Here is a 26,984-nt window from a genome sequence, read left to right on the forward strand (position 1 = left end):
GCCACGCACCGCCAGGCCGGTGTGGACCTCCCTGGCTCGCCCTCCCTCCGCGTCCCCCCTGGTCAATCCATGTCATCTCATTCCTCACGCCGCGCCAGCGGTGAGACAGCGCGTCTGCCCTGGGCGCTGGCCCTCCTGATAACCGTGACGGCGACGCAGGCGGCGGCGGCCCCCGTCCTGCGCCACACCGCGAACCAGCGCGGCGACCTCCTGATGATTGGCAACACGCTGGCCCAGGACTGCGCCAACAACATCCCCGGGCCCCTGGTGGGCACCGTGGGGAACTGCGGGTCGAACACGTCGGACGACTCCGTGGACGTGTACTGGACCATCGCGTCGGACGTGGCCTACGCGAACACGTCCGTGACGGCGACCCAGGCCCGCAGCCGGGCCTCGCTGCAGGTGCCGGCGGGCGCCCTCGTGACGTACGCGCGCCTGTACTGGGCGGCGCACCTGTCCACGTCGACGAACAACCGGACGCCGGACACCACCGCGGAGTTCAGCCGGCCGGGCGTCTTCTCCCAGATGCTGACGGCCGACGTCACGCACCACTACGCCCCCAACGGCCGGTTCACCTATGAGGCGTCCGCGGACGTCACCGCGCTGGTCGCCGCGCACGGCACGGGCGTCTTCGAGGTGAGTGACGTGGACGCCGCGCCCATCACCCACCTCAACAGCACGGACCCGTTCAGCGCCTGGGCGCTGGTCGTCTTCTACCGGCACCCGGATTCGCCCATCCGCAACCTGACGCTGTTCGACGGCCTGGACTACGTCGGCAGTGGCAGTTCCCAGACGGTGACGCTGTCCGGCTTCAACGTCCCGACGTCGGGCTTCGACGCCAAGCTGGGCGTGCTGGCCTTCGAAGGCGAAGCCTCGCGCTCCGGAGACCAGTTCCGCGTCAACGGCGTGGCCGTCTCCGACGGTACCAACCCCTCGAACAACTTCTTCAACGGCACGCGCTCGGTGCTTGGCAGCCCGTCCACGCACGCGGATGACCGGCCCCGCTTGACGGGTGCGCAGGCGAGCATGTCCGGCATGGACCTGGACGTGGTGGACATCACCAACCGCGTCTCCGGCGGCGCCACGTCCATGACGCTGACCGCGACGTCCTCCGGCGACGCCTACCTCCTGGGCGCCTTCGCGACGTCCATCGCCACGCTGCGCCCGGACTTCACCAACACGTACAAGACGGCGACGCCCGTGAATCCCCGCGCGGACGGCTCGCTGCGCGGCGGCGACCTCATCGACTACACCATCATCACCACCAACACCGGGGATGACGTCAGCATCGAGACCGTCCTCTCCGACCCGCTCCCGGCCCAGCTCAGCTACGTGCCGGGTACGCTGGAGATTGTCTCTGGCCCCAACGTGGGGCCGTTGACGGACATCGCGGGTGACGACGTGGGCGAGGTCAGCCCCACGGGCGTCATCACCGTCCGCCTGGGCACCGACGCGACGGCCACGCTGGGCGGCAGCCTCCAGCTTCAGGAGAGCACCAGCATCCGCTTCCGCGCCGTGGTGGCCCCGGAGGCCTCCGGCGTCGTCGCCAACCAGGCCACCATCACCGCGGAGGGTGAGCGCGGCGCGCCCGCCAGCTCCGCGACCAGCTCCCCCTCCCCCAGCACCACCGGTCCGACGACCATCGTCGTGTCCGTGCCCGACGCGCCCGAGGTGACGGCGCCCGCGCCCGGCAGCACCGTGGCGACGGACGCGCCCGTCTTCACCGGCACCGCCGAGCCCGGCAGCACCGTGAGCGTGGTCATCAACGGCGTCGAGGTCTGCTCCGCCACGGCCCATCCGACCACCGGCGCCTGGTCCTGCACCAGCGCGACGCTGCCCGAGGGCCCCCACACGGCCGCCGTGACGGCCACCGACCCGGCCGGCAACGTCGGCCCGGCCACGCAGGTGACCTTCACGGTCGATACGCTCGCGCCAGAGACGAGCATCGTCACCGGCCCCACCGGAGCGGTGGCCGACACCAGCGCGTCGTTCACCTTCGCCTCCAACGAGAGCCCCGTCACCTATGAGTGCAGCCTGGACGGCGCCGCCTTCACCGCGTGCGCCTCCCCGTCCGCGTACATCAACCTGTCCCAGGGCAACCACACCCTGCAGGTGCGCGCCCGGGACACGGGCGGCAACGTGGACCCGACGCCCGCCACCCGCACTTGGACCGTGGACACGGTGGCGCCGGACACCTCCATCCTCAGCGGCCCGTCCGGCCTGACGAACGCCGCCAGCGCCACGTTCGACTTCGGCTCCACTGAAAGCGGCGTGATGTACGAGTGCGCCCTGGACGGCGCGCCCTTCACCGCCTGCTCGGATCCGCGGACCTTCACCGGCCTGGCGCAGGGCAGCCACACCCTGCAGGTGCGCGCGGTGGATGCCGCGGGCAACGTGGACCCGAGCCCCGCCAGCCGGACCTGGACGGTGGACACCACGGCGCCCGACACCAGCATCGTCAGCGGCCCTTCGGGGACGACGGACTCCGCGGACGCGGCGTTCGCCTTCAACGCCAGCGAGAGCCCCGCCACCTACGAGTGCAGCCTGGACGGCGCGGCCTTCGCCACCTGCACCTCGCCGGCTTCCTTCAGCAACCTGCCTGACGGCGGCCACACCTTCGCCGTGCGCGCGGTGGACGCCGCGGGCAACGTGGATGGCACGCCCGCCACGCGCTCGTGGATGGTGGACACCACGGCGCCCGACACCAGCATCCTCAGCGGCCCCTCGGGGATGACGAACTCCGCCGACGCGGCGTTCAGCTTCAACGCCAATGAGAGCCCCGTCACCTACGAGTGCTCGCTGGACGGAGGGGACTTCACCGCTTGCACCTCGCCCGCGGCCTTCACCGGCCTGTCCGAGGGCAGCCACACCTTCGCGGTGCGCGCGGTGGACGCCGCCGGCAACGTGGACCCGACGCCGGCCACCCGCGCGTGGACCGTGGACACGGTGGCGCCGGAGACGTCCTTCGCCAGCACGCCGCCCCTGCTGTCCAACGCGGCGGACGCCACCTTCGACTTCAGCGCCAACGAGAGCGACGTGACGTATGAGTGCCGGCTGGACGGCGCGGCGCTGTTCACGGCCTGCACCGACCCGGTGACCTTCCCGGCGCTGGCGCAGGGTGACCACTCGCTCCAGGTCCGCGCCGTGGATGCCGCTGGCAACGCGGACCCCACGCCTGCCGTCTACGCGTGGACCATCGACACGGCCGCGCCGGACACCACGCTGTCCGGAGGGCCCACCGGGACGACGGCGGACGCCAGCGCCACGTTCAGCTTCACCGCTGACGAGACGCCCGCCACCTTCGAATGTTCGCTCGACGGCGCGCCCTTCGCCCCCTGCGCCAGCCCGGCGCCGGTGACAGGGCTCGCCGACGGTGAGCACACCTTCGCGGTGCGCGCGGTGGATGCCGCGGGCAACGTGGACCCGACCCCCGCCAGCCGGACCTGGACCGTGGACACCACCGCGCCGGACACCTCGTTCGCCAGCACCCCGGCGCTCGTGTCCGGCTCGGCGACGGCCGCCTTCGACTTCAGCGCCAATGAGAGCCCGGTGACGTACGAGTGCTCGCTCGACAGCGCGCCCTTTGCGGCGTGCGACGACTTGGCGACGTTCACCGGCCTCCAGGACGGCGAGCACACCCTGGCCGTGCGCGCCCGCGACGCCGTGGGCAACGTGGACGCGACGCCCGCGACCTACACGTGGACCGTCGACACCCTCGCGCCGGAGACGACCATCGTCAGCGGCCCGTCCGGCTTGACGAACAGCGACAGCGCCAGCTTCACCTTCAGCGCCTCGGAGGCCGGGGTGACGTATGAGTGCGCACTGAACGGCGCGACGTACGCGCCTTGCGCCAGCCCGGCGGCGTTCGACGACCTGCCGGATGGCAGCCACACCCTGACGGTGCGCGCGGTGGATGCCGCCGGCAACGTGGACCCGACGCCGGCCACGCGGACCTGGACGGTGGACACCACGCCGCCCGGCACCTCCATCACCAGCGCCCCGGCCGCCATCACCAACGCCACCAGCGCCACGTTCGGCTTCGCCAGCGATTCGGCCCCCGTCACCTACGAGTGCGCGCTGGATGGCGCGGCCTTCAGCGACTGCTCGAACCCGCGGACCTTCTCGGGCCTGTCGGAGGGCGACCACACGCTGGCCGTGCGCGCGGTGGACGCCGCGGGCAATGCGGACCCGACGCCCGCGACCCACGCGTGGACGGTGGACACCACCGCGCCGGACGCGCCTGGAATCGACGCGCCCGCCAACGGTGTGTCGGTGCCCACGCAGCAGCCCGCCATCTCCGGCACGGCGCAGCCGGGGAGCCTCGTGACGGTGACGGTGGACGGCGACGTGCTGGGCTCGGCCCCCGTCGATGCGAACGGCGACTGGACCTTCACCCCGTCCGTGCCGTTGGGCCAGGGCGAGCACACCGTCACGGCGACGGCCACGGACACCGCGGGGAACGTGAGCGACCCGAGCGCCCCCACCACCTTCACCGTGGACACGGTGGTTCCGGACGCGCCGGAGATCACCACACCCGGAGACGGCTCCACCATCGCCACCGCGACGCCCGTCTTCGAGGGCATCACCGAGCCCTACGCGCAGGTGACGGTGACGGTGGACGGGGAGGTCATCGGGACGGTGACGGCGGATGGCGACGGCAACTGGAGCCTGCCCAGCCCGGACGCGCTCGGCGAGGGCCCGCACACGGTGGAGGCCACCGCGACGGACGCGGCGGGCAACACCAGCGAGGAGACGTCGAGCGGCTTCTCCATCGACCTGTCCACGCCGGAGACCTTCATCGACTCCGGCCCCGCCACCTTCACCCGCGAGACGACGGCCAGCTTCGTGCTCCGGACGGAGAACGGCGGCGTCGGCTTCGAGTGCAGCCTGGACGGCGCGGCCTTCGCGGCCTGCGCCAGCCCGGCGGGCTTCAGCGGCCTGGCGGAGGGCAGCCACACCCTGGCCGTCCGCGCGGTGAATGCCCTGGGCACCGTGGACCCGACGCCCGCGACCTACGCGTGGACGGTGGACCTGACGGCGCCCGCGACGCCGGCCATCCTCTCGCCGCCGAGCGGCGCCGAGGTGGGCACCGCGACGCCGACCCTCACCGGCACCGGTGACGCGGGCACCCACGTCTACCTGGAGGTGGGCGGCACCACCTACGGCCCCATCGTGGTGGACGAGGACGGCGACTGGACCTTCACCCTGCCGGACGCGCAGGCCGAGGGCCCCCTCACCGTCACCGCCACCAGCGTGGACGCAGCGGGCAACAGCTCCCAGCCCGTGACGCACGCCTTCATCATCGACCTGACGGGACCGGAGACGTTCATCGACGCCGGTCCGAACGCCATCACGCGCCAGCCGTCCGCCACCTTCGAGCTGCGCGCCGAAGGCGGCGCCGTGGGCTACGAGTGCAGCCTGGACGGCGCGTCCTTCGCGCCCTGCGCTTCGCCGGTGACGTACTCCGGCCTGGCGGATGGCGAGCACCTCTTCCTGGTGCGCGCCGTGGACGCCGCGGGCAACGTGGACCCCACGCCCGCCGAGCACGCGTGGACCGTGGACACGGTGGAGCCGGACACGCTGGTCGTGTCCGGGCCTGCCTCCCCGACGAACGCGACGTCCGCGACCTTCGAGTTCGCGGCCAACGAGCCCGGCGCCACCTTCGAGTGCAGCGTGGACGGCGCGACGTACATGGCCTGCCCCCACCCGGTCACCTTCGAGGGCTTCGTGGAGGGTGAGCACAGCCTCCTGGTGCGCGCGGTGGACGCCGCGGGCAACGTGGACAGCTCGCCCGCGACCTACACCTGGACGGTGGACCTGACGCCTCCGTCCGCGCCGGTCATCGCGTCGCCAGCCTCGGGCGCGGTGCTGGACAGCGGCGTGGTGACGCTCACCGGCTCCGCGCCGGGCGCGGCCACCGTCAACGTCACGGTGGATGGGACGACCTACGGCCCCGTCCCGGTGGACGGCTCCGGCAACTGGACCTTCTCCCCGCCGGTGACGCTGGGTGATGACACGTACACCGCCGTCGTGACGGCGACGGACACGGCGGGCAACGTCAGCGGCCCGGCGAGCGTCACCTTCACGGTGGACACCACGGCGCCGGAGACGGCCATCGACAGCGGCCCGCAGGCCCTGACGAACGTGGCCACCGCGTCCTTCGTCTTCTCTTCCAACGAGTCCCCGGTGACGTACGAGTGCAGCCTGGACGGCGCCGCCTTCACGGCGTGCCCGGCGCAGGCGCAGTTCGGCCCGCTGGCGGACGGCAGCCACACGCTGGCGGTGCGCGCGGTGGACGCCGCGGGCAACGTGGACGCGACGCCGGCCACGCACGACTGGGAGGTGGACACGGCGGCGCCCGCGGTGGCCATCAGCTTCCCCGCCAACGGCGAGGTGCTCGACACCGCGGCGGTGACGTACGCCGGAACCGCGGAGCCGAACAGCACGGTGGTGGTCGTCGTCAACGGCGACACCGTGGGCACCGTCGAAACGGACGGCTCGGGCCAGTGGACGCTCCCCGTCAACACGCCGCTCGCGGAGGGGACGCACACCGTCTCCGTCACCGCGACGGACGCGGCGGGGAACACCAGCGACCCGGTGAGCCACACCTTCACCGTGGACGCGGAGCCGCCCGAGACGTCCTTCACCCAGACGCCTCCGATGCTGAGCGCGTCCGCCACGGCCACCTTCGCGTTCGCCTCGGATGAGTCGCCGGTGACGTACGAGTGCAGCCTGGACGGTGCGCCCTTCTCCGATTGCGAGAACCCGGCCGAGCTGTCCGGCCTGTCCGACGGCGAGCATGTGCTGCAGGTGCGCGCGGTGGATGCGGACGGCAACGTGGACCCGACGCCCGCCAGCCACACCTGGACGGTGGACACCACGGCGCCGGACACCTTCATCGCCAGCGGCCCCCCGCTGACGGAGGCCCCTGCCGCGGCCACCTTCGACTTCGACGCCTCCGAGCCGGACGTCACCTACGCGTGCAGCCTGGACGGCGCGGCCTACGTGGCGTGCACGGACCCGGTCACCTTCAGCGACCTGGCGCTGGGCACGCACACGCTCCACGTGCGCGCCAGCGACGCGGCGGGCAACGTGGATGACACGCCGGCCACCTACACCTGGGTGGTCACCGCCGACGCGGACAACGACGGCCTCACGGACGCAGAAGAGATTGCGCTGGGCACGGACCCGAACGACCCCGACACGGACGGCGACGGCCTGCCGGACGGCATCGAGGTGCACGTCGCGGGGACGGATCCGCTCGACGACGACTCGGACGACGACGGCCTCCTGGACGGCAACGAGGACGCCAACCACGACGGCGTCGTCGACGCGGGTGAGACGGACCCGAACAACCGGGACACCGACGGCGACCTGCTGTCGGACGGCCTGGAGCGCGGCCTCACCGAGCCCCAGGGCACCGGCACGGACCTGACGCTCTTCGTGGCGGACGCGGACCCGACGACGGTGACGGACCCGCTCAACCCGGACACGGACGGCGGCAGCGTGCGTGACGGCATTGAGGACGCCAACCACAACGGCCGGGTGGACCCGGACGAGACGGATCCGCTGCTGGCCGCGGACGACGTCGACTCCGACCTGGACGGCATCGACGACGCGACGGAGCTCGAGCTGGGCCTCGACCCGCGCAACGCGGACAGTGACTCCGACGGTGTGCCGGACGGCATCGACGGCATCGACGACACGGATGATGACGGCCTCATCGACGCGCTGGACCCGGACAGCGACAACGACGGCATCCTGGACGGCACGGAGCTGGGCGTGACGCTGGAGAGCGCTCCGGCGGACACGGACCGCACCTCGCCCCACTTCCGCCCGGACGCGGACCCGAGCACCACCACCGACCCGAAGCGCCCGGACTCGGACGATGACGGCCTGTCGGACGGTGAGGAGGACACCAACCACGACGGCCGCGTCGACGACACGGAGACCGACCCCAACAACCCGGACACGGATGACGACGGCCTGACGGATGGGGTGGAGGTGAAGGGCGCCAACCCCACCCTCCCGCTCAATCCGGACACGGACGGCGACGGACTGAACGACGGCGTGGAGGACGCCAACCACGACGGCGCGCTCGGCTCCGGCGAGACGGACCCGAACGACGCCGACACGGACGACGGCGGCGCCAGCGATGGCGAGGAAGTCACCGGCGGCACCGACCCGCTGGACAGCAACGACGACTTCACCGTCTCCGGCCACGGCTGCAGCACGAGCGGCGCGGGCACCCTCGCTCCGCTGGCGCTGTGGCTCCTCGCCCTGCCCATGCTGCGCCGCCTGCGCCGCTCCGCCCCGGCCGCCTGATTCATCGCCCCGGCACTGTCACGACACCGGCGGATGTCCCTGCTCATCGCTTCTTGAGTCGGTCATCCGCCGGTGACAACCTTCGCGGCTCCTCGACGGGGCCCCTCCCAGCCTCGACCTGCCATGCACCTTCCCGACTTCACCCCGTCCGCACCGCGCAGCCTCCTCCGCCGCGTGACACGGCTCGCCGCCCCCTTGTTGCTGGTGGCCTCGGCCACCGCCAGCGCGCAGCCCGCGGCGTCGCAGGCCATCGACGTGCAGCAGTACAAGCCAGCGCCGGGCGCCCATGACGTGCTCGGTATGCATGGCGCGCGCATCGCGCCGCACCTGTCCTGGAACCTGGGCGCGTCGCTCAACTACGCGGACGACCCGCTCAACCTCGTGGACCCGCGAGCGGACCGGTTCCTGTATCGCATCGTGGACAGCCAGCTCACGCTGGACCTGATGGGCGCCATCTCCCTGTTCGACCGGGTGGAGCTCGGCTTCGCCCTGCCCATCTCCCACACGACGTCCGAGCCGGCCGCCGCCGTGGCCCCGGACCTGGCGAGCGGCGTGGAGACCACCGGCGTGGGTGACCTGCGGCTGGTGCCCAAGGTCCGCCTGCTCTCCACCGACAGCGGCATCCACCTGGCGGTGACGGCGCCGTTCACGGTGCCCACCGGGGGTGGCGAGAAGTTCCTGGGCTCGGACACGCTGACCTTCCAGCCCCGCTTCGTGGCGGAGTGGGCCACCACCTCGCTGCGCCTGCTGGCCAACGTGGGCTTCAACGTGCGCCGCGAGGAGCAGCTCCGCAACCTGCGCGTGGGCAACGAGTTCGCCTACGCGGTGGGCGCCGAGGTGCCCCTCTCGCGGAAGCTCACCGCGCAGGCCACCCTGGCGGGCGCGCTGGGCCTGAAGGAGACGAGCAGCGAGGAGCGGCCCATGGAGGTGCTGGCCGCGCTGAAGTACCGCTTCACCGAAGGGCTGGCCGCGCACGTGGGCGCGGGTCCCGGCCTGACGCGGGGCTACGGCACCCCGTCCTTCCGCGTGCTGGGAGGCGTGGCCTGGACGCCCTTCGAATCCAGGAGCGCCCCCGCCGCGGCCGCCCCCGTTTGCGACCTGGGACCCGAGGACTTCGACGGCTTCCAGGACGACGACCACTGCCTGGATCCGGACGACGACGGCGACGGCATCCCCGACGTCACCGACGTGTGCCCCACCGAGCCGGAGACCGTCAACGGCTTCCAGGACGAGGACGGCTGCCCGGATGATCCGAACGCCCACCAGCCGTCCGCGGAGGAGCGCCAGCCCGCGGCGCCCCCCGCGCCCCTGACGCTGCCGCCCCCGCCGGTGGACACCGACGGCGACGGGCTCGTCGACTCGGAGGACCTCTGCCCGAACGCGGCCGAGGACACGGACGGCTTCGAGGACGAGGACGGCTGCCCCGACCCGGACAACGACCAGGACGGCATCCCGGACGCCGAGGACCAGTGCCCGCTGGAGGCGGAGACCATCAACGGCGTGAAGGACGACGACGGCTGCCCGGACAAGGGCAAGGCGCGGGTGCGCGTGGAAGGCGCGCGCATCGTCATCCTGGACAAGGTGTACTTCGCCACGGGCCGCGACGTGATTCTGGCCCGCTCCCACAGCCTGCTGCGGCAGGTGGCGTCCACGCTCAAGGCCAACCCGCGAATCGAGCGGGTGCGCGTGGAAGGCCACACGGATGACCGGGGCGCGGATGCGAAGAACCTGGACCTGTCCCAGCGGCGGGCGAAGAATGTGGTGGCCTTCCTGGTGAAGGCCGGCATCGCGGCGGAGCGGCTGGAGGCGGTGGGGTATGGTGAGGCGAAGCCGGTGGACACCAACAAGACGGCCAAGGGGCGCGAGAACAACCGCCGCGTCGAGTTCAACATCGTGAAGGTCGCCGAGCCCTCGGCGGGAGGAGGCACGCGTTGAGGCGGACAGCCCCTTGGATGATGGCGGTGGTGCTGGCGGGCGCGCCCGCCATGGCCTCGCGGGCGCAGGCGCCGTGTGGCGGGCTGCGCTTCGAGAGCGGCCGGGTGGTGTTCGGCCAGCCGCTGGCGCCCCAGGGCGCGGAGACGGACGCCTGCCTCGCGCACGTGGCCGAGGCCATCCTGGCGCGTCCCGCCATCCGCTCGGTGACGGTGGCGGCGAAGCTCCCGGACGCGGACCGGCTGGATGGCCGGGGCCTGGCGGTGGCGAAGCGGGCCGCGGACGCGCTGGTGACGGCCGGCGTGCCCCGCACGCGCGTGTCGGCCGTGGCGCCGCCTTCCGTGGAGGGCGAGCCCGCGCAGCTCCAGCTCGCCTACGTCGAGCGGCCCACCCAGCCCTCGGTGGCCCGGCTGCGGGCGGCCAGCGGCGCGGTGGAGGCCGGCGCATCGGAGACGCAGCTCCGGCCGCGGACGGTGGGTGACTCCCTCTACCCGGGCGAGCTGCTGCGCACCGGCGAGGCCGCCCAGGCCGAGCTGGCGCTGGCGGATGGCAGCACGGTGCGCGTGGTGGAGAACAGCCTCGTCAAGGTCGGCGCCATCGAGCTGATGGCGAACCTCCAGCGCAAGGTGCGGTTGGACCTGCTGCGGGGCACCGTGGAGACGGACGCGGCGCCCGGTGGCGAGGACTCCATCTTCGAGGTCCGCACGCGCGGCGCGGTGGCCGGTGTGCGCGGCACCCGGTTCCGCGTGTCGGCCCAGGACGACGGCACCAGCCGGCTGGAGACGCTGGAAGGCAAGGTCGCGCTGAGCGCGGAGCAGGCGGAGGTCGAGGTGGCTGGAGGCCAGGGCTCGCGCGCGAAGCCGGGCTCACCTCCCGAGTCGCCGCGCCCGCTGCTGACCGCCCCCACGCTGGTGGGGCCCCGCGGGGGGACGTTCCCGACGGCGCCGAAGCTGGCATGGCGGACCTTGGAAGGCGCCGCGACGTACCGCGTGGAGCTGGCCCGCACGGCGGACTTCGCCGCGGACGTCCAGACCTTCGACACCGCCAGCACGGAGCTGGCGGTCCCCGGGCCTCGTCAGGGCAAGTGGTTCTGGCGGGTGATGGCCGTGGACGGTGATGGCTTCGTGGGGTTCCCTTCGAAGATCTACGCCTTCGACGTCCAGCCCTGAGGCTGTCGCATTGCGTGCGCCCATCCGGGCACGCATGATGGCCGGGCCCTGCCCCCCCGCGGGCCCCGCCCATGGACTCCCGTCCCGCCGAACCCACACCGCGCGACGCGCTCCGTTTGCCCTCGCCCGCCACGTTGCGGATGCTGGGCGCGTGCGTGGGCATCGCGCTGGCGGTGGTGACGGCGGTGGCGGGGGGCGCCCCGGGCTTCCTGGAGCGCTCGCTCTACGACCTGGCCGTGAGCCGGCTGCTGCCTCCCGTGCCGCCCAGCGCGGACCTGGTGCTGGTGGAGGTGGATGACCGCGCCCTGGCGACCCTGGGCGAGCGCTGGCCCCTGTCACGCGCCACCTGGGCCCGCGCCTTCCAGGCGCTCGCCGCCCAACGTCCCGCCGCCGTCGCGGTGGACGTCGTCTTCGACCAGCCCGGGCCGCGTGACGCGCTGGAGCTGGGCGAGGACCTCCTGGAAGCGCTGCGACGCTCGGGCTTGATGGAGCAGCCCGCCGGCGCGGAGCTGGCGGCGAACCTGGAGACCCGGCTCCGCGCGCGAGACGGCGACGCACGGCTGGCCGAGGCGATTTCAGAAGGCCACGGCGTCGTGCTCGGGGCCGCGGCCCTCACGGAGGACGTCCCGGTGATGCCGCCCCTGGCGGATGGCGCGTTGGGCACGCCCCTGCCCCTGCCCGCCCAGGCGCTGCGGCTCCAGGCCCGCGAGGTGGCGGGGAGCATCGCCCCGCTGCGCATGGCGGCCCGGGGCAGCGGCACCCTCAACATGCTGGTGGATGGGGACGGCGTCATCCGGCGCTATCCCTACGCCGTGGGCGTGAGCGGACAGGCCTGGCCCTCGCTGGCGCTGGCCACCGCGCTGCACCTGATGCCCGAGCGCGCCGAACCGCTGCGCGCGCTGGCGGCCCTGGACCAGGGCGCGCCGCTGATGCGCCTCCCCAGGCCCAACTGGCTGCCTCGGCTGAGCCTGGCGGACCTGCTGCACGCGGACCCGCGCTCGGTGGGCCTGGACCTGGCGCTGCGCGGCAAGACGGTGTTCGTGGGCGTCACCGCCACGGGGCTGCACGGACAGAGCACGCTGCCCGGGCAGGTGGCCGTGCCCGGCGTGGAGATTCACGCCTTCGCCCTGGACAACCTGCGCTCGGGCCGGCTGATGCGCTCCTCGGGCGTCGTGGCGCTGGTGGGCGTCCTGGAGACGGCGGCGGTGCTCCTGGCCTTCACCTGGCGTTGCCGCCGCGCGCGCACCTCCAGCGCGGTCCTCCAGTGGGGATTGGGACTGGCCGTCCTCCACACGGCGCTGGTGGCGTGGCTGGCGTCGGACCCGGGTTGGGTCATCCCGCTGGTCCCCGCGTGGCTGGGCCTGACACTGATATCGCTGGTGGACGCCGCGTCCCGCGCCCAGGAGATGGGCCGGCAGCGAGGCGCGCTCCGCCGGCTCTTCATCCGCTACCCCCAAGCCTCCATTCCAGACTCAACTCAACGCACATCCAAACAACCATCAACGCCCGACAAAACCACCTAGCGGGCACCTCCAATCAAAAAACAACAACCATCAAAACCACAATGTTCAACACAAATCAAACATCACACGTAAACTTCCGAAACATTGCGGCCGAACGCAGCCGCTCCGTAATCGCCTGGACGGGCTCGGGCCTAAGCGCCCCCGCCAAGATTCCTACTTGGCTTGGCCTCAGAGATGCTCTTGTGGCGGCGGCTCACGAAAAAACCCCTAGCGATAAGGAGGCACAACAACGCCAAAAACACATTAGCGAGACCAAACAGGCCGCCGAACACAAGAACCTCTGGGTCGCCTTTCAAATCCTGAAGAGAATCCTCGGAAAGACAACATATAGAGACACGATCAGACAAAAGCTAATGGTAGCAGAAAAGGCCGCCATACCAGAGGCATACAAACTCATCTGGAAACTGCGCCCCGCCGGAATACTCAACCTAAACCTGGACGGTTTTGCATCGCGCGCATATGGCATGGAACACCCAGGAAGAACGCTCAATCAATTTTCGGGGAACCAGTCAGCCAGCCACACACACCTACTCAAGTCCCCCGAGCCCTTTGTAGCAAATCTCCATGGAACAATCATCGACGAATCCAGTTGGGTCTTCACGCAGGACGAGATTAGACATCTTCTAAGAAACGAGGGCTATAGACACTTCATCTCGAGCTGCCTCTCATCGAAAACAATCATATTTCTCGGAATGAGCGCTGACGACACAGCCATCGCCGAACACTTGCGTTCTCTATCTCAAGTCGGAGTAGACTTTGGTTCTCACTATTGGCTAACTCATCGTACAGATAGCTCAACAGATCGCATAGCAGAAAAAATTGGGATCCGCCTCATTCGCTATGAAAACAAGAGCGGGACGCACGAAGAGGTCAGCCAGTTCTTCCAGGACATACTGAAGTTTTCACCGCAAGAAAACACCGCCCCCCCTGTCGCAATTGCAACTCCTGAGCTCAGCGCTCTGCCAGAACCAAGCGCACTAGCAAACCTACCAGCAGACGAAATCCGTGTTCGTCTCAACGCCCATATTTCGGCGCTATTAGTCGAGCCCACCAAAACCTACGATGACGTCGAACAACTGCTCGCAAAATACGACGAGGCCGTCTATCGCGCCTGGTACATTTCGACAACGCCACCGAAAAACAAACTCATCGGCTACGAACTAAAGGAACAGATTGGGAAAGGGGCCTTTGGAAAAGTATTCAAAGCCATCACTCCGTCAGGAGAGGAAGTCGCAATCAAGGTCCTCCATGAAGAGATCAGGAAAACACCGGACATGCTGAATGGATTTCGGCGTGGCGTCCAATCAATGCGCATACTTTCGGATCACAATGTGGCTGGAATGGTGCCCTATCGACAGGCCTCCGAAGTTCCAACCATGGCCGTCATGGACTATGTCGAAGGGCCGGACTTGGCAGAAGCAGTCAAGTCTGGGAGAGTCGACAACTGGGACCTTGTTCTCAGGATCGCATCCGATATCGCGCGCATTATAGTAACGGCCCACGCACTTCCCGAGCGTGTCTTGCACCGCGACTTGCGCCCTACCAATATCATGCTCAAGGGCTTCCACACCCTGCCAGACTCATGGGAAGTTGTCGTCCTTGACTTCGACCTGTCATGGCACCGCAATGCCCTAGACGTATCAATAGCCAAACCCGCATCAGCCAACGGCTACCTCGCACCAGAGCAAGTTCGACGAGGAAAGGGCGAATCAACTCGCAGCGCAGCAGTTGACTCCTTTGGCATCGGAATGACAATATTCTTCATTTGCGGCGGAGAAGACCCTGTCTTCGCCGAAAACAACCACAAGAACTGGTCAGCAAGAATACAGGCAGCGTGCAACAAAATCCCCGAAAGCCAATGGAAGTCCCTCCCACACAGGGTCGCACGTCTCATCGAATCCTCAACCAAAGACGCACAATCGCAGCGATGGGACTTACCCCAAATCGAAGGAGAACTAATCCGCCTTAGGGAGGCCGCTCAAGACCCAACATCGGTCCACTCCGCAGAACTCCTCGCGGAAGAAATTGCTGCACAAAACAAGAGCAGCATGACCTACAAGTGGAACCCAGACACACTTTCCGCATCAATACTTATCCCTGGAGGCGCCGAAACAACAATCACTGGCAACGAAAGCTTGCGGCGAGTTGAAGTCACTATCTCCTGGATCAGCAGCGGACAAGAAGATCGGAAGCGTTTAAGCAAGTGGCTCGGCGACGCCCTCACAAAGGCTGAATCCATCTTTTTCAAGGCTGGATGGACCACTTCGAACAGAAACAAAGATCAAATGAGCGTAACGCTCAGGGCCTCTGCGGACATCAATCTCATTCGAAAAAATTTCAATCAACTATCCGCCGCCATTTGGGCAGCAGCAAAAGCGCTCACTTTCTGAACTCGAATCACGCCACTGAGCCTTGAGCCCAACGGTAGCCGTGGCAGCATCCGCTCCTCCTCCATGCGCCGCTACGCCCTCATCGCCGAGCCCGACCCACAACGCGCCGCTGGCCTCCTGTCCCTCGTCACGGAGGAAGGGCTCGAAGGCGTCGTCACCAAGGATGGCGTGGAGGCCACGGAGGTGGTGCGCCAGCGCGGCGCGCCCTTGCTGCTCGTCACGGACCTGGCGCTGCCCCGGCTGGACGGCTTCGCGCTGCTGACCTGGCTGCGGGAGCAGGAGGACGCCGCCGGCACGCAGGTGGTGGTGGTGACGGCCTTCGACGAGCTGCGGGTCCGGGCCTGGCAGCTCAAGGAGCCCCTGGGCATCCACGCGTTGCTCAGCCGCCGGGCCTCGTCGGAGCTGATGCGAGACATGCTGCGGCGCGTCCTCTCCGGACAGTTGGCGCCGCAGCCCGCGGCCCCGGAGGCCACCACGGAGCAGGAGCGGCAGCGGGTGGCGAGCATCGCCGCCATGCGCCTGGTCGACGACGGGCCGCCCGAAGCCGAGCTCCAGCAGCTCGTCACGGAGGTGGCCCAGGCCTTCGGCGTGCCCGTGGCCCTGCTGACGTTGGTGCTGGGCGAGCGCCAGTGGTTCAAGGCCCACGTCGGCCTGCCATCCTCCCTGGCGAAGGACCGGGGCACGCCGCGCGACTGGGCGTTCTGTCATCACGTGGTGCAGGGGCGCGAACCGCTCGTCGTGCCGGACGCCCGGCGGCATCCCTTCTTCCGCGACAACCCGCTGGTGCGCGACGGCATCGTGGGCAGCTACGCGGGCGCGCCGCTGCTGACGTCCACGGGCGAGGTGCTGGGCTCGCTGTGCGTCATCGACACGCGCCCGCTCGTCCTGGGCGCCGAGGACCTGGCCGCGCTGCGAGAGCTCGCGAGCCGCGTCGCGGAGGACCTGGAGCAGCGGGCCCGGGCGAAACAGGCCACGGTGAAGGCCCAGGTCGAGCCCGCGCTCACCGAGGCGTCGGCCCTGGCGCTCCTGCGCGAGGCCGTGCAGGCGCTGGACGTCGCCGCCCTGCTGGTGGCACCGGGGCGCAAGCCCTTCGCGAGCAACGCCGCGCTCACGGACCTGCTGGGGCTGCCCGCGGACGCCTTCCCCGCCATGACGTTCGACGCCTTCTGCCAGCACGTCGCGGGGCTCACCGCGGACCCGGCGGGCACGTTGCGGCAGCTCGACCTGGCCTCCGAGTCCTCCCGGGGCCTTCGGATGTCGCTCGTCCTGGAGCGCCCCCAGGCGCGGCGGCTCCGCTGGGTTGCGCGGCCCTTCCCCGTTCCTGGCGGCGTGGCGCAGATGCTGACGCTCTCCGACTTGGGGAACACCCGTCCGGCCCGCGAGGAGCGTGAGCGGCAGCACCGGGTGGACGGCCTGACGGGGCTGGATTCGCGGCGCGCGGGCGAGGAGCGGGTGCTGCGCGAGATTGGCCGGTGCCGCCGGGACGGTGTGCCGTTCAGCGTGTTGCTCGCGGACCTGGTGGGGCTGGGCCGCATCAACGCGACGCGAGGCTTCGACGCGGGTGACGCCGCGCTGCGAGTCGGCGCGCGCGTCGCGGAGGCGCTGGCGGTCCCCAGGGGCTTCGCGGTGCGCTGGGAAGGCGGCGCCTTCCTGCTGGGCCTCCCCGGCGTGGACGCGGAGCAGGCGGAGTCCATGCGCCGCAAGCTGCACGACACCCCGGGCGCGCCCGAGGTCGTGTCCGCCACCGTCACCGTCGAGGGCGAGGAAGACCCGCAGGGCACCCTGGCCCGCGCCCAGGCGGCGCTCGCCCGCGCCCAAACGGAGCAGCGCTCACACCGGATGGAGTAAGTCCGATACGAGCGCATCCACCGCGAAGAGGAGCACCGCATGTCGACGCCCGTGCCCGACCGCCTCCGCCTGCCCTTCCGCTTCGACGTCGCTCCGCTCCAGCGCGAGCTCGCGGCCCTGCCCGCCGAGGCGTGGGTCCCCCACTTCAACAAGCGCGAATACGAGGGAGAGTGGAGCGCCGTCCCCTTGCGTTCCATTGGCGGGCTGGAGGGCCGCATCTATCCGGACCCGACAGGCAGGGAGCGTTACGCGGACACACCGCTGCTGGCGCGCTGTCCGGCGTTCCGGGACGTCATGGCCACGTTCCAGTGTCCCATTGGCGCCGCGCGCCTGATGAAGCTCGCGTCCGGCGCGCGCATCCGAGAACACCGTGACTACAACCTGGGCTACGCGGACGGCGAGGTGCGCCTCCACGTGCCCGTCACCACGCACCCCGACGTGGCCTTCTTTCTCGGCGGAGCGCGCGTCGTGCTCCAGCCGGGCGAGTGCTGGTACCTGGACTTCAACCAGCCCCACCGGGTGGACAACCCGAGCGACACCGACCGTGTCCACCTGGTGCTGGACTGTGACGTGAATGACTGGCTGCGGGACGTCTTCGCGGGGGCCGTGAATGGGCGCTGAGTCCTTCGAGCGCTTCCGTCTCCGCGTCCTGGAGGACGTCACGCTTCAGGACGCGCTGCGGGACACGCCGGACACGGCGGCCTTCGTGGCTCGCGCGATTGAGCTGGGCGCGGCGCACGGCTGCGACTTCACGGCCGAGGACCTCCACGAAGCCATGCGCGCCGCCCGCCGGGCCTGGCGGGAGCGATGGATATGACGCAACAGTTGGAGGGCTGGCTGCCCGCGCGAATCCACGTGGACGGCGGGCAGCTCCGCGTGGACTGGTGCCACCTGGGGGCTCAGCGCTTCACGGACCCGTTCTTCGACGAGACGCTGGAGCGGCGCCTCCGCCACCCGTTCGCCCTGCTCTTCCGGCACCAGACCTCCATGGACGCGCTGGTGGCTCGGCAGGCGCGGAAGCCCGGGCTGCCGGTGCGAGGGCTCGTCTTCCACATGTCCCGGTGCGGCTCCACGCTGGTCGCCCAGCTCCTGGCCGCCCTGCCCCGGCACATCATGCTGTCCGAGGCCGGCCCCGTGGACACGGTGCTGCGCGCGCACCAGCACCTGCCGGGCGTCACGGACGCGCAACGGATTGAATGGCTGCGCGCGGTGGTGGGCGCCCTGGGACAGCAGCGTCACCCGGAGGAGCGCGCGGTGTTCCTCAAGCTGGACGCGTGGCACGTGCTGGAGCTTCCGTTGCTCCAACAAGCCTTCCCTGGGGTGCCGTGGATGTTCCTCTACCGGGACCCGGTGGAGGTCATGGCGTCACACCAGAACCACCGAGGCGCGCACATGCTGCCAGGCCTGCTGAACCCCGCCCACCTCGGCCTGGAGCCTGGGCAGGTGGAAGGCATGCCCCTGGATGAGTATGGGGCGCGCGTCCTCGCGTCCATCTGCGAGGCGGGCCTGCGAGGGTATCTCGAGCGGTCAGGCCCCGCGCGGCTGCTGGACTACCGGCAGCTCCAATCCGAGGGCCTGCGGGTGCTCACGGAGCTGTTCGGCCTGGAGCTGACGGCCGAGGACAAGCCGCGACTGCGTGACGTCCTGGAGCGGAACGCGAAGAACCCCGTGCTGCCCTTCGAGGACGACACGGAGGAGAAAGCCCGCCGCGTCACGTCGCTCGGCCGGGCCCTGGCGGAGCAATGGGGCCGCCCCGTCCACGACGCGCTGGAAGCCGAACGCCTGCGGGCGAACAACCCCGCCTAGCGCACGTCACCCGCGCCCGAACCGCCGACGAGGACCCGCCGCGCTCAGTACCGCCGCCGAGCCGCGACGGCGTCCTGGATGAGTCCGGCCAGCAGGCCGATGGACTTCGGGTCCTTGCTCGCGCGCACCCGCCACGCCCCGGCGCGGGTGTGCAGCACCAGCCGGTACGAGTCCTCGGCGAGCACCAGCCGCGCGATGCAGCCGAAGATGACCATGACGAGCGCAATCAGCGCGGCCTCGTAGACGCCCTTCGACGTGCCGCTGGAGACAGACAGGGCGGACAGGGCCGGCAGCCCCACGCTCATGCACACCCCCAGCGTGGCGAGCACGGGGACCATCCGCGGCGAGCGGCGCACCGACTCCACCCGCTGGACGTCCGCGAGCAGCAGCGTCCTGCCCCGGGCGACGACGCGCTCCGTGGTGACGCGCAGGCCGGCGTCCTGGAAGAGCGGCACCTCGGACGGAGGAGCCGGCGGCGTCAGGACGGGGCGGTCCGGAAACGCGGGAGTGGCGGGCACCGCGGACACGGCGAGGGGCTCAATCATGAGGTGTCTCGGAGGTCGGCGGCACGGCCCCGCCGGAAGAGATGAACACGGAACTCGGATGACCTGGGACGTGGGCCAGCAACACCCGGCGCAGCTCCCCCAGCGGCCGGCCCAGCGCGAAGCAGTCGCGGGCGCCCAGCCGCAGGGCGAGTCCCACCAGCCGCTCATCGGCGAAAGGCACCAGCACGATGACGGGCCCGTGGGGGGCGAGCTCCCGGGCGCGCTGAAGCTGACGCTGGAGCCCCTCACCCCGCTCGACGTGGACGAGCACCAGGTCCGGCCGCCCCCCCGTGGACGCGCTCAGCTCCAGCGCGATGCCCAGCTCGGCCAGCACGTCCATGAGGAGCGAGCCGAGCGACGCATCCCCTCCCAGCAGGAGGGCACGGGCAATGGACGAAGACATCACGTTGGAACATCAAGCAATGCCCATGCCCATGGGCTCCGCCCTGAGCGTCCACGCGCCCCCCGGACGCACCGTTGCATCACGCCATGCGGCCATGGCGGATTACCACGGTGCTCCCGGCGCCCTACCCGCGCTCGCGCTCGCGGCGGTGGATGGTGGATACGTCAATGCCGAGCACCTCCGCCGCGCGCGTCTTGTTCCCGCCGCAGCGTGTCACCATCCACGCGATGTACTCCGCCTCCAACCGCCGCAGCGGCCACAAGGCGCGCTGCGCCATCACCAGCGGCTGCACTTCCGGCGCCTCGGGCGGCAGGTGTGGGCGCAGCTCCTCCAGCCCCACCACCTCGCTCGTCACCATCACCGCCAGCCGCTCAATCAGGTTCTCCAGCTCGCGCACGTTCCCCGGCCACGGCAAGGTCGCCAGCGCGGCCACGGCTTCCGGTGACAGCGACTGCATCCGGGCGCGCGGGTTGCGGGCGCGGGCGCGGGCCGTGAAGTGCTCCACCAGCAAGGGGATGTCCTCGCGCCGCTCGGACAGCGGAGGCAGTTGGAGCGTGACGACGTTCAGCCGGTAGAAGAGGTCCGCGCGGAAGCGGCCCTCGCGCACCCGGGCATCCAGGTCCTGGTGGGTGGCGGCGATGACGCGCACGTCCACGGTGCGGCTGCCATCGGCGCCCACCGCGCGCACTTCGCCGTCTTCCAGGACGCGCAGCAAGCGCGCCTGCAGCTCCACCGGCATGTCGCCAATCTCGTCGAGGAACAGCGTGCCGCCGTCCGCCTCCACGAAGAGGCCACGCCGGGCGTGGGTGGCGCCGGTGAAGGCCCCCTTGAGGTGGCCGAACAGCTCGCTCTCCAGCAGGTCATGCGGCAGCGCGGTGCAGTTGACGGCCACGAAGGGCCCGGACGCGCGAGGCCCCTGGAAGTGCAGCGCGCGCGCCACCAGCTCCTTGCCCGTGCCGCTGGGCCCCCGCAGCAGCACCGCCGCCTGGGCATGGGCGACGCGGTCGATGAGCTCATAGAGGTGGCGCATCACCGCGCTGCGGCCCACCAGCGCGCCCAGGCCGCTGCGCTCGGTGGCGGCCCGCCGCAGCACCCGGTTCTCCGCCTGGAGCCGGCGCTCCTTCAACGCCCGCTCCAGGAAGAGCAGCACCTCGTCCAGCCGGAAGGGCTTGGTGAAGTAGTGGTACGCGCCGCGCTTCATCGCCTCCACGGCGCTCTCCACGCCGCCGAAGGCCGTCATCATCAGCACGGGGACGTCCGCGTCGAGCGCCCGCACGGCCTCCAGCACGTCCAGCCCGTCCACGCCTTCCATGCGCAAGTCACACAACACCGCGTCGTACGCCTGCGCGCGCGCCATCCGGATGGCCTCTTCCCCGCCCGTGGCCAGGTCCACGGCGTAGCCCACGTCCGTGAGGGGCTCCCGCAGCATGAGGCCCATCTCCACGTGGTCGTCGACGACCAGGATGCGTCCCTCAACCGACATTCCGCTCCTCCGCGCTGGGCTTCGCGACGGGCCAGGACACGGTGACGCACGTGCCCCGGCCCTCCTCGCTCTCCAGCTCCAGCCGGCCACCATGGTTGCGCACGACGTGGGCCACCATCGTCAGGCCCAGCCCCGTGCCCTGTCCCCGCTTCTTGGTGGTGAAGAAGGGGTCGAAGACTTGATTGAGATGCTCCCGGGGAATGCCACAGCCGTCGTCGCGGACGGTGAGCGCCACCAGGCCCCACGGCTCCGACTCCGGGAGCGCCGCGCTCAACGTCACCTGCCCGCCCTCGCCACACGCATGGCAGGCGTTGATCGCCAGGTTCACCAGGACCTGCTCGAGCTGGTCCGGGTCCGCCGCCAGCGGCGGCAGCGACTCCGGCACCGTCACCTCGAAGCGGACCCCTCGCCGCGCCACCTCCATGCGCAGCAGCTCCTGGACATCGCGGAAGATGACGTTCAACGGCACCGGCCGCACCGCCGTGGGCTGGAGGCGCGAGAAGTCCAGGAGCTGCCGCAGCGTGCGGCTCACCCGGTCGATCTGCTCGATGATGACGGCGACGCCGGGGCCCTGGGGGTGCTCCTTCCCCAGCTTGCCCAGCACGTACTCCGCGCGCCCGCGCACCACGCCCAGGGGGGTGCCAATCTCATGCGCGATGCCAGCGGCGAGCACGCCCACCGTGGCCAGCTTCTCCGCGCGGAGCAACTGTGTCTCCAGCGCGCGCACGTTGCTCAAGTCCTCCACCACCAGCAGCGTGTGCACCTCCGGGTGCCGCGCCTCCAGCGGCACCGCGTGGAGGTTGAACCGGCCCTCGTCGCCGAAGAGCACCAGCGTTTCACCCAGGATGCTGTGGGCGCGTGACTCGCTGGCGGCGGCCGACACCAGGGCGCGAATCCGCGACACCACCGGGCCGGGCGCCTGGGGAAACGCCGACTCCAGCGGCGCGCCAATGGCATCCGGGGGCATGCGCGCGCGGAGCACCTGGTTCACCGCGCTGATGCGCCCGTCCACCGTGAGCGCGACGACTCCGGAGGGGATGTGGTCGAGGATCTTCTGCGTCTTGTCGTGCAGGTGCGCGAGCTGATCCGCGTGCTGGCGGCTCTCCCGCAGCGCCCCCGCGCGGCGCTGCGCCAGCACCACGTACACCGCGAAGGTCACCAGGAAGAGCGCCACCAGCAGCGCCGCGGCCAGCAGCCGCCAGATGAGCGCCTGCTGGTGCGCGCGAAGCGTCGCCGTGGAGACCAGCGTGGCCGCGGACCAGTGACTGCCGCCCCGCACGCGGATGGGCGTGAAGACGGCGATGGCCTCCGAGCGCCCCAGACCCAACCGCTCCGCCTCGTCCGCGCGCAGGGGCAAGGAGCCACGCTCGCCCTCGCGCATGCGCGCCGTCAGCGCCTGGAAGCCCGGCACCAGCGAGCCCTCCACCTCCAGCCGCCGGAACCAGTCCGCCAGCGCGGGGTCCGTGGCGGACGTCGGCAGGCCATGCGCGCCCAGCAGCAGCAGCCGCGCGTCCGGGTCCGACGTGACGATGCGCAGCGGCGTGAAGAAGGACGCCGTGTCCACCAGCACCGCCACCGCGCCCGCGGGCCGGCCGCCGGCGTCCACCGGCAGCGCGGTGGCCATCACGCGCAGCGAATCCGAGCGCTCGTCCGCCACCGGCGGGGACATGGTGACGTCCCCCGGCGGACGCAGCAGCGCGCGCCGGCCCGCGTCCGCCATCTGCGCCAGCACCGGGGCCCGCGCCACCTGCTTGCCCATGCGCCGGTCCAGCATGCGCAGCCACTCCTTGCCATGGGCGTCGTAGGCGATGATGACCTTGTACTGGCCCACCGCCTCCAGCAGCGCGCGCATCTCACGCCGGTGCTCCGCCAGGGTGCCGGGCTGGGACATCAGCTCGCCGGCGAAGCGCAGGTCCTCCGCCACGTCCTCCAGCGTCTCCGCCACCCCGCGCGTGGCCTCGTCGAGCTGGGCCTGGCGCTCCACCGCGAACTGCCGCGTCTGGGCCTCCCGGTTGCGCTCCAACAGGGTGAAGACCCCCACCCCCACCGTGGTGAGGGCGACACAGAGCAGCAGGATGGGGACGAGCGCGTACCGCATGGCCAGCGGAGTCTAACCCCCACGCACGCCCCAACCCCTTGAAATAGCAGGGAAAGCAGGAGGCTTGCCGGGCCAGGAGCCCACTTTGGCGATTGACACTCCGCGTCGAGCACTGCTACCTACCGGTCGGTAGGTCCCGAAGGAGGAGCAGACATGACGAACACCGGAGGACGGAAGCCGGACGAGGGCGAGCGCTACCGAGCCATCCTGGAGACGGCTGCGCGGCTCATCTGCGACCGGGGGTACGAGGGCACGTCGATGCAGGAGATCGCCGCCGCGTGCCGCATGACGAAGGCGGGCCTCTACCACCACATCCAGAACAAGGAGCAGCTCCTCTTCGCCATCATGAACTACGGGATGGACCTGTTCGAGGAGCAGGTCCTCTCGCGGGTGCAGGACATCGCGAACCCGGTGGAGCGGCTTCGCGCGTGCATGCGCCACAACATCCTGCTGGTGACGCGGGGGTGGAGCAAGGAGGTCATCATCATCCTGCACGAGCACGCCACGCTCACCGGCGAGACGCGCGCCTTCATCGACGCCCGGAAGAAGAAGTACGTGGACTTCCTGGAGGAGGCCTTCGCGCAGGCCTCGCAGCAGGGCCTCATCCGCCCCGTGGACCCGACGGTGGGCGCCTTCTCGTTCCTGGGGATGGTGCTGTGGATCTACAAGTGGTTCAAGCCGGACGGGCGCCTCACCGACGAGCAGATCGCTGACGGCATGGTGGACATGCTGTTCCCGCCCTTCGCCGCCGCCGGTGACGCCTCCGGACAGGCGGGCGCCTCCCCGCTGCGCATGGTGCCTCGCGCGCCCGCCACCGGCACCGATTCGGAGGACGCGTGAAGACGGCGCGCTGGTGCTCGCTGGAGGAGGCGGTGGCCTCCATTCCGGATGGCGCGTCGCTGGCCACCGGCGGCTTCATGCTGGGCCGCGCGCCCATGGCGCTGGTGAGGGAGCTCATCGCCCAGGGCAAGCGCGACCTGGGCCTCATCTCCCTCCCCAACCCGTTGCCCGCGGAGCTCCTCGTCGCCGGGGGCTGCCTGGGCAGGCTGGAGATTGCCTTCGGCGCGCTGAGCCTCCAGGGCCGCGTGCGCCCCATGCCCTGCCTCAAGCGGGCCATGGAGCAGGGCACGCTCGCCTGGCGGGAGCATGACGGCTACCGCGTCGTCCAGCGGCTGCGCGCCGCGTCCATGGGCCTGCCCTTCATCCCCGCGCCGGACGCGGACGTGTCCGGGCTGGCGCAGCCGGAGCCGCCGCCCACGGTGGAGGACCCCTTCACCGGCCAGCGCGTGGCGGTGGAGCCCGCCTTCTATCCGGACGTGGCGCTCATCCACGCGCGCGCCGCGGACGAGCGCGGCAACCTCTACATGGAAGACCCCACCACGGACCTGCTGGTGGCGGGCGCGGCGAAGCGCGTGATCGCCACGGTGGAGGAGCGGGTGGTGAAGCTGCCTCGCGTCACCCTGCCCGGCTTCCAGGTGGACCGCATCGTCCTGGCCCCCGGCGGCGCGCTGCCCACCGGCTGCGCGGGGCTCTACCCCCACGACGACGCGATGCTGGCCCGCTACCTGTCGCTGGCGGAGGCGGGCCGCGAGGCGGAGTTCCTGGAGACGGTGCTGACGCGGAGGGCGGCATGAGCGCGGCGCTGGACATCACCCCGGCCGAGACGGTGGTCTCCCTGTTGGCGCGGCAGATTGACGACGGCGGCGTGGTGGCCACGGGCGTGGCGTCTCCGCTGGCGATTCTCGCCATCGCCGTGGCGCGGGCGACGCATGCGCCGGACCTGACGTACCTGGCCTGCGTGGGCTCGTTGGATCCGGAGCTTCCCACCCTGCTGCCCTCCTCCGAGGACCTGGGCTACCTGGACGGCCGGTCCGCGGAGATCACCATCCCGGACCTGTTCGACCACGCGCGGCGCGGCCGCGTGGACACCGTCTTCTTCGGCGCCGCCGAGGTCGATGCGGAGGGCCGCACCAACATGACGGCCAGCGGCAGCCTGGACAAGCCGCGCACGAAGTTCCCCGGCGTGGCGGGCGCGGCCACGCTGCGTCAGTGGGTGCGCAAGCCCGTGCTCCTGGTGCCGCGCCAGTCGCGCCGCAACCTGGTGCCCCAGGTGCAGGTGGCCACCACGCGCGACCCGCGCCGCCCGGTGACGCTCATCTCCGACCTGGGCGTGTTCGAGCTGGGCGCGTCCGGCGCACGCCTGCTGGCGCGCCACCCCTGGGCCTCGGAAGAAGCCATCGCGGAGCGCACCGGCTTCGCGTTCCAGGTCTCCGAGACGCTGTCCGTCACCTCTCTGCCGGATGTCCGCACGGTAGCGGCCATCCGCGCCATCGACCCGCACGGCTACCGCGACGCGCTCGTCGGGGCCTGAGCGGGCCCGTTCCCTTTCCTGACTTTGAGATGCACGGAGGCACCCCGATGAAAGCCGTCGTCCTGCGCAGCTTTGGTGAAGCGGGCAACCTGAAGCTGGAGACCGTCCCCATGCCCCGCCCCGGGCGTGGGGAGGTCCTCCTCCGCGTGCATGCCTGTGGCGTCTGCTACCACGACGTCATCAACCGCCGCGGCAACCTGCCCCGCACCAGCGTGCCCGCGATTCTCGGCCACGAGGCCGCGGGTGAGGTGATTGAGGTCGGCCCAGAAACGCCGGGCTGGAAGACGGGGGACCGCGCGGCGACCTTGCAGCGCATGTCCTGCGGCGAGTGCGCGCTGTGCAAGAGCGGGCGCAACAGCCTCTGCAAGACGGACAACCGCTTCTTCGGCGAGGAGCTGCAGGGCGGCTACGCCCAGTTCATGGTGGCGCCCGTGGGCGGCCTGGGCCGGGTGCCCGCGTCGCTGCCCTGGAACGAGGCGGCCACGGTGTGCTGCACCACCGGCACGGCGGTCCACACGGTGCGCACGCGCGGCCGGGTGCGCTCGGGTGAGACGGTGCTCATCACCGGCGCCAGCGGCGGCGTGGGCCTGTCCTCCGTGCAGCTCGCGCGGCTGGATGGCGCGCGCGTCATCGCGGTGACGTCCAGCGAGGCCAAGGTGCGGGCGCTGAAGGAGGCCGGCGCGGACGAGGTCATCGTGTCGCGCGGGCTGGACTTCGCGTCGGAGGTCCGCAAGCGCACCCAGGGCGCGGGCGTGGACATGGCCGTGGAGATTGTCGGCAGCGCCACGTTCGACCAGACGCTGAAGTCCATGGCGCCCGGTGGCCGCGTGGTGGTGGTGGGCAACCTGGAGTCGGGGATGGTGCAGCTCAACCCGGGGCTCGTCATCGTCAAGGAGCTGGAGATCCTGGGCGCCTACGCCACCACGCAGGCGGAGCTGGACGAGGCCCTGCGCCTGACGGCCACCGGCGGGGTGCGGCAGTTCGTGACGGACGCGGTGCCCCTGGCGGAGGCCGCGAAGGCGCACTTCCGGCTGGAGAACCGCGAGGTGGCGGGCCGGCTGGTGCTGGTGCCCCCCGAGGCGTGAGCGAAG

Annotated in this window: 17 protein-coding genes; 13 read left to right on the forward strand and 4 right to left on the reverse strand. The window is 70.8% G+C overall.

Features of this window, described 5'->3' with window-relative positions; translation table 11 throughout:
• Window positions 1-69 precede the first annotated feature (69 nt).
• From MYMAC_RS21055 to MYMAC_RS21095, 9 genes are all read left to right on the forward strand, one after another.
• Entirely contained in the window at window positions 70-8,325 is an 8,256-nt protein-coding gene (locus MYMAC_RS21055; RefSeq protein ID WP_095959377.1) for an Ig-like domain-containing protein, read from the forward strand.
• A gap of 123 nt (window positions 8,326-8,448) precedes the next feature.
• Entirely contained in the window at window positions 8,449-10,260 is a 1,812-nt protein-coding gene (locus MYMAC_RS21060; RefSeq protein ID WP_239988927.1) for an OmpA family protein, read from the forward strand.
• Window positions 10,257-11,426, forward strand: a complete 1,170-nt coding sequence (locus MYMAC_RS21065) for a FecR family protein (protein WP_095959379.1) — start codon at window positions 10,257-10,259, stop codon at window positions 11,424-11,426. The genes MYMAC_RS21060 and MYMAC_RS21065 overlap by 4 nt, the downstream gene beginning before the upstream one ends.
• Before the next feature lie 71 nt (window positions 11,427-11,497).
• The gene (locus MYMAC_RS21070) at window positions 11,498-12,949 is read left to right on the forward strand and encodes a CHASE2 domain-containing protein (RefSeq protein ID WP_095959380.1); all 1,452 of its coding nucleotides are present in this window, start codon (window positions 11,498-11,500) and stop codon (window positions 12,947-12,949) included.
• 41 nt (window positions 12,950-12,990) lie between these two features.
• Window positions 12,991-15,339, forward strand: a complete 2,349-nt coding sequence (locus tag MYMAC_RS21075) for a protein kinase domain-containing protein (protein WP_157757529.1) — start codon at window positions 12,991-12,993, stop codon at window positions 15,337-15,339.
• Between the two features lie 63 nt (window positions 15,340-15,402).
• Window positions 15,403-17,187: a GAF domain-containing protein gene (locus tag MYMAC_RS21080; protein WP_095959381.1), complete on the forward strand. Its 1,785-nt coding sequence runs from the start codon at window positions 15,403-15,405 to the stop codon at window positions 17,185-17,187.
• A 39-nt stretch (window positions 17,188-17,226) separates the two neighbouring features.
• On the forward strand, window positions 17,227-17,808 hold the full coding sequence (locus MYMAC_RS21085) for an aspartyl/asparaginyl beta-hydroxylase domain-containing protein (RefSeq protein WP_095959382.1): 582 nt from the start codon (window positions 17,227-17,229) through the stop codon (window positions 17,806-17,808).
• A complete protein-coding gene (locus MYMAC_RS21090; RefSeq protein WP_013940867.1) occupies window positions 17,798-18,004 on the forward strand; it encodes a Nif11-like leader peptide family natural product precursor in 207 nt (68 codons plus the stop codon). Before MYMAC_RS21085 ends, MYMAC_RS21090 begins: the two co-directional genes overlap by 11 nt.
• Window positions 17,995-18,993, forward strand: coding sequence for a sulfotransferase family protein (locus MYMAC_RS21095; protein ID WP_239988928.1), 999 nt, complete (start codon window positions 17,995-17,997; stop codon window positions 18,991-18,993). Before MYMAC_RS21090 ends, MYMAC_RS21095 begins: the two co-directional genes overlap by 10 nt.
• Before the next feature lie 44 nt (window positions 18,994-19,037).
• Here the strand turns inward: MYMAC_RS21095 and MYMAC_RS21100 are convergent, their stop codons facing one another.
• The 4 genes from MYMAC_RS21100 to MYMAC_RS21115 all read right to left on the reverse strand — a co-directional run bounded on the left by MYMAC_RS21100 (window position 19,038) and on the right by MYMAC_RS21115 (window position 23,522).
• Window positions 19,038-19,538, reverse strand: coding sequence for a DUF6232 family protein (locus MYMAC_RS21100; RefSeq protein ID WP_095959384.1), 501 nt, complete (start codon window positions 19,536-19,538; stop codon window positions 19,038-19,040).
• Window positions 19,531-19,941: a DNA-binding transcriptional response regulator gene (locus MYMAC_RS21105; RefSeq protein ID WP_013940870.1), complete on the reverse strand. Its 411-nt coding sequence runs from the start codon at window positions 19,939-19,941 to the stop codon at window positions 19,531-19,533. The genes MYMAC_RS21100 and MYMAC_RS21105 overlap by 8 nt, the downstream gene beginning before the upstream one ends.
• Before the next feature lie 124 nt (window positions 19,942-20,065).
• Window positions 20,066-21,424 (reverse strand): sigma-54-dependent transcriptional regulator, encoded by a 1,359-nt coding sequence (locus tag MYMAC_RS21110; RefSeq protein WP_095959385.1) that lies wholly within the window; start codon window positions 21,422-21,424, stop codon window positions 20,066-20,068.
• A complete protein-coding gene (locus tag MYMAC_RS21115) occupies window positions 21,414-23,522 on the reverse strand; it encodes a two-component system sensor histidine kinase NtrB (RefSeq protein ID WP_095959386.1) in 2,109 nt (702 codons plus the stop codon). The genes MYMAC_RS21110 and MYMAC_RS21115 overlap by 11 nt, the downstream gene beginning before the upstream one ends.
• A gap of 153 nt (window positions 23,523-23,675) precedes the next feature.
• Between MYMAC_RS21115 and MYMAC_RS21120 the strand changes: the two genes are divergently transcribed.
• The 4 genes from MYMAC_RS21120 to MYMAC_RS21135 are packed head-to-tail and all read left to right on the forward strand — an operon-like array spanning window position 23,676 to window position 26,978.
• Window positions 23,676-24,362, forward strand: a complete 687-nt coding sequence (locus MYMAC_RS21120; RefSeq protein WP_095959387.1) for a TetR/AcrR family transcriptional regulator — start codon at window positions 23,676-23,678, stop codon at window positions 24,360-24,362.
• Window positions 24,359-25,156 (forward strand): CoA transferase subunit A, encoded by a 798-nt coding sequence (locus tag MYMAC_RS21125; protein WP_095959388.1) that lies wholly within the window; start codon window positions 24,359-24,361, stop codon window positions 25,154-25,156. Before MYMAC_RS21120 ends, MYMAC_RS21125 begins: the two co-directional genes overlap by 4 nt.
• On the forward strand, window positions 25,153-25,893 hold the full coding sequence (locus tag MYMAC_RS21130; protein ID WP_095959389.1) for a CoA-transferase subunit beta: 741 nt from the start codon (window positions 25,153-25,155) through the stop codon (window positions 25,891-25,893). Before MYMAC_RS21125 ends, MYMAC_RS21130 begins: the two co-directional genes overlap by 4 nt.
• 47 nt (window positions 25,894-25,940) lie before the next feature.
• A complete protein-coding gene (locus MYMAC_RS21135) occupies window positions 25,941-26,978 on the forward strand; it encodes an alcohol dehydrogenase catalytic domain-containing protein (RefSeq protein ID WP_095959390.1) in 1,038 nt (345 codons plus the stop codon).
• Window positions 26,979-26,984: the final 6 nt, after the last annotated feature.

This window comes from Corallococcus macrosporus DSM 14697, from assembly GCF_002305895.1.
In the GTDB taxonomy this organism is placed as follows: Bacteria; Myxococcota; Myxococcia; order Myxococcales; family Myxococcaceae; genus Myxococcus; species Myxococcus macrosporus.

Excerpts from the sequence above, each read along its gene's own strand:
- MYMAC_RS21055 (WP_095959377.1), top strand. The coding sequence starts at position 70 with ATGTCATCTCATTCCTCACGCCGCGCCAGCGGTGAGACAGCGCGTCTG.
- MYMAC_RS21060 (WP_239988927.1), top strand. The coding sequence starts at position 8,449 with ATGCACCTTCCCGACTTCACCCCGTCCGCACCGCGCAGCCTCCTCCGC.
- MYMAC_RS21070 (WP_095959380.1), top strand. The coding sequence starts at position 11,498 with ATGGACTCCCGTCCCGCCGAACCCACACCGCGCGACGCGCTCCGTTTG.
- MYMAC_RS21075 (WP_157757529.1), top strand. The coding sequence starts at position 12,991 with ATGTTCAACACAAATCAAACATCACACGTAAACTTCCGAAACATTGCG.
- MYMAC_RS21080 (WP_095959381.1), top strand. The coding sequence starts at position 15,403 with ATGCGCCGCTACGCCCTCATCGCCGAGCCCGACCCACAACGCGCCGCT.
- MYMAC_RS21085 (WP_095959382.1), top strand. The coding sequence starts at position 17,227 with ATGTCGACGCCCGTGCCCGACCGCCTCCGCCTGCCCTTCCGCTTCGAC.
- MYMAC_RS21090 (WP_013940867.1), top strand. The coding sequence starts at position 17,798 with ATGGGCGCTGAGTCCTTCGAGCGCTTCCGTCTCCGCGTCCTGGAGGAC.
- MYMAC_RS21095 (WP_239988928.1), top strand. The coding sequence starts at position 17,995 with ATGGATATGACGCAACAGTTGGAGGGCTGGCTGCCCGCGCGAATCCAC.
- MYMAC_RS21100 (WP_095959384.1), bottom strand. The coding sequence starts at position 19,538 with ATGATTGAGCCCCTCGCCGTGTCCGCGGTGCCCGCCACTCCCGCGTTT.
- MYMAC_RS21105 (WP_013940870.1), bottom strand. The coding sequence starts at position 19,941 with ATGTCTTCGTCCATTGCCCGTGCCCTCCTGCTGGGAGGGGATGCGTCG.
- MYMAC_RS21110 (WP_095959385.1), bottom strand. The coding sequence starts at position 21,424 with ATGTCGGTTGAGGGACGCATCCTGGTCGTCGACGACCACGTGGAGATG.
- MYMAC_RS21115 (WP_095959386.1), bottom strand. The coding sequence starts at position 23,522 with ATGCGGTACGCGCTCGTCCCCATCCTGCTGCTCTGTGTCGCCCTCACC.
- MYMAC_RS21120 (WP_095959387.1), top strand. The coding sequence starts at position 23,676 with ATGACGAACACCGGAGGACGGAAGCCGGACGAGGGCGAGCGCTACCGA.
- MYMAC_RS21130 (WP_095959389.1), top strand. The coding sequence starts at position 25,153 with ATGAGCGCGGCGCTGGACATCACCCCGGCCGAGACGGTGGTCTCCCTG.
- MYMAC_RS21135 (WP_095959390.1), top strand. The coding sequence starts at position 25,941 with ATGAAAGCCGTCGTCCTGCGCAGCTTTGGTGAAGCGGGCAACCTGAAG.